This window comes from Streptomyces torulosus (genome assembly GCF_001419765.1).
Classification (GTDB): Bacteria; Actinomycetota; Actinomycetes; order Streptomycetales; family Streptomycetaceae; genus Streptomyces; species Streptomyces torulosus.
The window spans coordinates 1-5,413 of sequence record NZ_LIRK01000722.1 but is presented as its reverse complement, the minus strand read 5'-3'; the positions used below and the strand labels follow the sequence as shown (position 1 = coordinate 5,413).

The following is a 5,413-nucleotide window of genomic DNA, read 5'->3' as shown; positions in this document are numbered from 1 at the left end:
CACCCACCCGCACCCGCCGACCCACCCAAACACTCACGGCGGTGCCGGGCGCCCACGAAGACGCGGGCACCCGGCACCCCCGGGTCACTTGGGCGGGCACTCCTTCCACGCCAAGTGGTAGACGGTGCTGATGTCCCCGTCCGTCGAGTCCATCGTCATGAAGCTCGTGCTGCTCGTCGGCGACGAACCCCGGTTGACGCGCAGCTCCGTGTTGATGTTGAAGTTGCGTTCGACACCGCACGGCGCCCACACCAGCTGGGCCCAGTCGGTCTCGTCCGTGGCCTGCCAGTTGTCCTCGTAGGGGCCGTTGAAGGCGTGGCTGCGGGCGGCCGTGTCCGGGGAGCCCTGGAAGTAGTACGAGGCCTTCTGCGTGCCGTTGGCGCCGCGCTGGAGTGAGGCGAAGCCTCGGTAGTCGACGCTCGCGATGGCGTAGGTGAAGCCGCCCGGCACATGAACTCTCAGGTTGAGCTGGCAGTTCTTGCGGAACGCCGTGGAGGGCGCGCCGCCGCCCACCTGGGCGAGGTACTCGCTGTAGGTCACGGTGAACGCGGTGTTGTCCGGGGAGACGGCGACCGCCGTCGTGCCCTGGGGACAGCCGGAGCCGTTCACCGTGGCGACCTTGATGATGATCTTGTCCGGCGGCGGGTTGTCGAAGGGATCCGTCGCGTGCGCGGGAAGCGCTCCGGCGAACAGGGCGGCCACGGCGCCACCCAGGAGGAGACCACGAACCATGGGGGGTTCTCCCATCATAGGCATGCACATGTCAATAGACATGCGCGACGTCCCCGCACACCTGTGAAAGAGCTGTGAAGGCTGCGGGGCGACCGCATCGTATGGACCCCTGGCGGGCACGGCTAGAGCGATCTCCGGCCAACCCTGGCGGCCGGAGATCGCCCTCTTCCTTCGACTCCCACTCCCAGCACCGCCGCCATCCCCGACGATCCACGGCCCCAACGCACCGATGCCGCCCACCCCGAGGGGCGGACGGCACCGGAAGGCGGGTCAACGGGCCGGCGTCAGCGGCAGTACCGCATCAGCGCCCGGACCATGTGGCACGTGGTGTCCGACGGCGGATGCACACCGATCACCTCGGCGGTGGTCCGGATCGTCTCGTTGCGCGTCTGGTTCGGCATGTAGACACCGGAGTCCAGCAGGGCGATGGCGAGACGCATCGCCTTCAGACGCCGGTTGTGCGTGATGTACCACTCCCGCGGACGGCCCGGCGGCAGCGTGTGCTTCACGACGGGCTCGTACGGCAGGTCGAGCAGGACGGGATGCTTGACGGTTGACTGGGTGGGCAGCGGCTTCGACTTCAGTGCGGCAGCGGGCACGGACATCCTCCTGTCGCGGTCTGGGTGCCGCCGGAAATCCCCCGTCGGCAACCCTCGAACACTGCTTCTATTTTACTACCCTCCACTGACAATCGCCCCTGGCCAGAAGGCCTTTGAGCGGTTCTGTGACAGGGGTGGAACACGGGTTTTCGGGGGCCTCGGGACGACTTCCGGCGGGCCGGGAGCGGTTGGCTACGGTGGGGCCATGGAGATCTGGATCAACCCGGCCTGTTCCAAGTGCCGCAGCGCCATCAGCCTGCTCGACGCGGAGGGTGCCGACTACACCGTCCGCCGCTATCTGGAGGACGTCCCGAGCGAGGACGAGATCCGTGAGGTCCTCGACCGGCTCGGGCTCGAACCGTGGGACATCACCCGTACCCAGGAGGCGGCCGCGAAGGAACTCGGCCTCAAGGAGTGGGCGCGGGACGCCGCCACGCGCGACCGGTGGATCACGGCCCTCGCCGAGCACCCGAAGCTGATCCAGCGGCCCATCATCACCGCGGAGGACGGTACGGCGGTGGTGGCCCGCACGGAGGAGGCCGTACGGGACGCGCTGTCGCGGTAGGCGCACCCTCGACCGACCCCGCCGACCGACGTCGGGGTCGCCCCCGATCACTCTCGACCGCCCCCGACTCGTGTGTGACGCAGGTTACTTCGGAGACTGCCGTAACCGTTGAGTAACCTCGTTCGGTATCTCGTACATAGCGGCGTACGCTCCCCTAGCTCTCAGGAGGCGCGAATGTCGCGCAGGAGAACTCTCAGTACGAAGAAGAAGATCGCGCTGTTCGTCAGCGCGGCGGCGGTGGCGGGTGGCGGGGCCTTCACCATGGCGGCCACCTCGAACGCGGCGCAGACCGCGGCGGATTCCAGCGTCTGTCAGGGTCTCGCCACCGCGCTCGGCAACAACCAGAAGTTCATCGACGGCCAGCGGGCCGCCCCGGACGCGCAGTCCGAGGCACGCATCGCCAACCGCGAGGCCGTCATCAAGCAGATCAAGGTGCAGCAGGAAGCGTCCGGCTGTGTCGTCGGGGAGTCGGCTCAGGGCTCCCAGGCGGCACAGCCCGCGCAGCCCGGCGGCGCGGAGACCGGGGGGTCGGCTCAGGACCCCCAGGGCGACGAGGCCGCCGGGAACGCGGGGAACGCCGCAGGTGCCGGGAACGCGGGCGGCAACGGCGGTGCCGGCAACGCGGGTGGCGACGGCGGTGCCGGGGGCGGTCAGCAGGTCTGCAACGGGTCCACCGTCACGCTTTCCGGTGAGGGCGGCGCCCCGGCCGCGTCCAGCAACCAGTTCCCGGCCGGAACGAAGCTGAAGGTGACCAACCTGGACAACAACAAGTCCACGACCGTGGAGGTCACCTCGGTCTCCGGAAGCTGTGTGCTGCTGAACAACTCCGCGTTCGAGCAGGTGCGGGAGCCCGGCAAGTTCCTGATCCGCCGGGCGCTGATCGAGAAGGTCGGCTAGAACGACGGTCGCCGGCCCCGCAGTTCCCGCCGGGGAGCAGCGGGGCCGGCCCGTCGCGGGTCCCGCCGAGCCGGGTCGGGGGTCGGCCACCGTACGGAGGGGGTGGCCGGCCTCGCGACACCGGTTCGAACTCGGTCCGCACCGGGCCCGATTCGCGAATCGGAACGGGATGCATCCGACCGACGTCCGCTCTCTACTCGACCGGGTGGAGCGGCTCGGACCGGTCCGGCGGGTGCGGGACGCCCACCACCGGCGGGTGTTCGTCGAGGTCGACGAGGACGCGATCGAGCTGGGGCAAAGGGGGCGACTGTGCCGTGACCCGCCGGTCATCCGCTTCGCATACGGCTCGGGGCGCGGCCGACGCGTCGCTGGTGCGAACATTCTCAGGGAAGGTCGTCGGCGCTCCGGGGCGTGAACCGCACCACAGCGACGCCCGGTAACACGGGGTTCACATGCGAGCAATGATCGGGAAATCGCATGTTGGCAGGCTGCCCGGCATCAGCGCGGCGTTTCAGTGCCGCAGCGCCGCAGCACCCGCACATGCGCCTAGTGACCCACCCCGAAGGATGTGTCCCGTGACCTTCAAGGCTGAGTACATCTGGATCGACGGCACCGAGCCGACGGCCAAGCTCCGCTCCAAGACCAAGATCATCGCGGGTGAGCCCGCCGGTCTGGACGCGCTGCCGATCTGGGGCTTCGACGGGTCCTCCACGAACCAGGCCGAGGGCCACTCCTCGGACCGTGTGCTCAAGCCGGTCTTCACCTGCCCCGACCCGATCCGCGGCGGCGACGACATCCTCGTCCTGTGCGAGGTCCTGAACATCGACTTCACCCCGCACGAGTCCAACACCCGTGCCGCGCTGCGTGAGGTCGCCGAGAAGTTCGCCGCTCAGGAGCCGATCTTCGGTATCGAGCAGGAGTACACCTTCTTCCAGGACGGCTACCCGCTCGGCTTCCCCAAGGGCGGCTTCCCGGCCCCCCAGGGCGGTTACTACTGCGGTGTCGGCGCCGACGAGATCTTCGGCCGTGAGGTCGTCGAGGCGCACCTGGAGAACTGCCTGGAGGCGGGTCTGGGTCTGTCCGGCATCAACGCCGAGGTCATGCCCGGCCAGTGGGAGTTCCAGGTCGGCCCGCTCGCCCCGCTCGAGGTCTCGGACCAGCTGTGGGTGGCCCGCTGGCTGCTCTACCGCACCGCCGAGGACTTCGGTGTCTCCGCCACCCTCGACCCCAAGCCGGTCAAGGGCGACTGGAACGGCGCCGGCGCGCACACCAACTTCTCCACCAAGGCGATGCGCGAGGGCTACGACGCGATCATCACGGCGTGCGAGTCGCTCGGTGAGGGCTCGAAGCCGCTCGACCACGTCAAGAACTACGGCGCCGGCATCGACGACCGTCTGACCGGTCTGCACGAGACCGCCCCGTGGAACGAGTACTCCTACGGTGTCTCCAACCGTGGCGCCTCGGTCCGTATCCCGTGGCAGGTCGAGAAGGACGGCAAGGGCTACATCGAGGACCGCCGCCCGAACGCCAACGTCGACCCGTACATCGTGACGCGGCTCATCGTCGACACCTGCTGCTCGGCGCTGGAGAAGGCCGGCCAGGTCTGATCGGCCGCGCCTCGCGCACAGCGTCCCGGAGGGCGTCCACCGTTTCGCGGTGGGCGCCCTCCGGTGTTGTCGGTGGAGCGTGCGAGGCTGAGCGCATGACGATCGACGGGGGCGGCACGGCCGCGGACGGGGCGGCGACAGACAGCCTGGCCTCACACGGCCTGGCGACGGACAGCCTGGCCTCGGACGGCCTGGCCATCAAGGTGAAGACGGAGAACTGGCAGGAGCACGCCCGGATCACGGCCGGGGGGCTGCGGGAGCTGGTGCACCGGATCGGCGGCGCGGACGACCGGTTCCTGGTCGTGCAGCGGATCCCGGACGTGCCGGACGTCTTCGTCCAGGTGTGGCACGAGCACGGCAGCGGGGAGTACCAGCTGGAGCACCGGGAGGGCCGCGACCGGTTCTTCGGGACGGTCCTCGCCGACCGGGAGCGGGTCGCCGAGGCGATGACCGGCTGGGCGCGGCGGGCGGACGGCTGGGACAGCGGCATCGACTGGACCCCGCTCGACCACGACCCGCCCGCGGACGTGCCGGAACTCCCGGACGCGGTACGGGAACAGGTCGAGGAGCGGGTGCGGGAGCTGCTGGCCTGCGGGTACGACGACCGGGCGCGGCTCACCGAGGCCGCCGAGGAGTACCTGGTCGAGGGCGACGACCGGCCCGTCTCCCCCGCGCAGGCCCGTCGGCTCGTGGACCGGCTGTGGACGGAGCGGCTCGCGGAGCAGGAGACCTGGGAGGGCACCACCGACCCCGAGCGGATCACCCGCGCGTTCACGGCACTCGGGGCCGCCGGGATCACCGCCCGGGAGAACTTCACCTGCTGCCGCACCTGCGGTATCAGCGAGATAGCCGGCGAGAGCGCCGACGGCGACCGGGGCTTCGTGTTCTTCCACACCCAGTGCACCGAGGGCGCGGCCGCCGGACACGGATTGATGCTGCTGTACGGCGGGTTCGACGGGTCGGCCGCCACGACGACGTCCGTCGGGCACGAGGTCGTGGCGGCCGACCCGTCG

The 5,413-nt window shown here is 69.9% G+C and carries 6 protein-coding genes; 4 read left to right on the top strand and 2 right to left on the bottom strand.

From position 1 onward, the window contains the following. Positions 1-84: 84 nt before the first annotated feature. Both AOK23_RS38485 and AOK23_RS38480 read right to left on the bottom strand, forming a co-directional pair. Entirely contained in the window at positions 85-732 is a 648-nt protein-coding gene (locus AOK23_RS38485; RefSeq protein WP_055717114.1) for a DUF4360 domain-containing protein, read from the bottom strand. A 284-nt stretch (positions 733-1,016) separates the two neighbouring features. Then, a complete protein-coding gene (locus AOK23_RS38480; protein WP_055717116.1) occupies positions 1,017-1,331 on the bottom strand; it encodes a hypothetical protein in 315 nt (104 codons plus the stop codon). A gap of 205 nt (positions 1,332-1,536) precedes the next feature. On the opposite strand from AOK23_RS38480, the gene AOK23_RS38475 reads away from it, so the two are divergent. The 4 genes from AOK23_RS38475 to AOK23_RS38460 form a co-directional block, all read left to right on the top strand. Then, entirely contained in the window at positions 1,537-1,896 is a 360-nt protein-coding gene (locus AOK23_RS38475; RefSeq protein WP_055717113.1) for an arsenate reductase family protein, read from the top strand. Positions 1,897-2,070: 174 nt separating this feature from the next. After that, the gene (locus AOK23_RS38470; protein WP_055717112.1) at positions 2,071-2,793 is read left to right on the top strand and encodes an RlpA-like double-psi beta-barrel domain-containing protein; all 723 of its coding nucleotides are present in this window, start codon (positions 2,071-2,073) and stop codon (positions 2,791-2,793) included. Positions 2,794-3,368: 575 nt separating this feature from the next. Beyond that, the gene (gene glnII / locus AOK23_RS38465; protein WP_055717111.1) at positions 3,369-4,400 is read left to right on the top strand and encodes a glutamine synthetase; all 1,032 of its coding nucleotides are present in this window, start codon (positions 3,369-3,371) and stop codon (positions 4,398-4,400) included. Between the two features lie 176 nt (positions 4,401-4,576). Further along, the coding region (locus tag AOK23_RS38460) for a DUF6891 domain-containing protein (RefSeq protein ID WP_107102973.1) at positions 4,577-5,413 on the top strand (837 nt) is incomplete at its 3' end.

Coding starts and splice junctions, on each gene's coding strand:
- AOK23_RS38470 (WP_055717112.1), top strand. CDS start 2,071: ATGTCGCGCAGGAGAACTCTCAGTACGAAGAAGAAGATCGCGCTGTTC.
- AOK23_RS38485 (WP_055717114.1), bottom strand. CDS start 732: ATGGTTCGTGGTCTCCTCCTGGGTGGCGCCGTGGCCGCCCTGTTCGCC.
- AOK23_RS38475 (WP_055717113.1), top strand. CDS start 1,537: ATGGAGATCTGGATCAACCCGGCCTGTTCCAAGTGCCGCAGCGCCATC.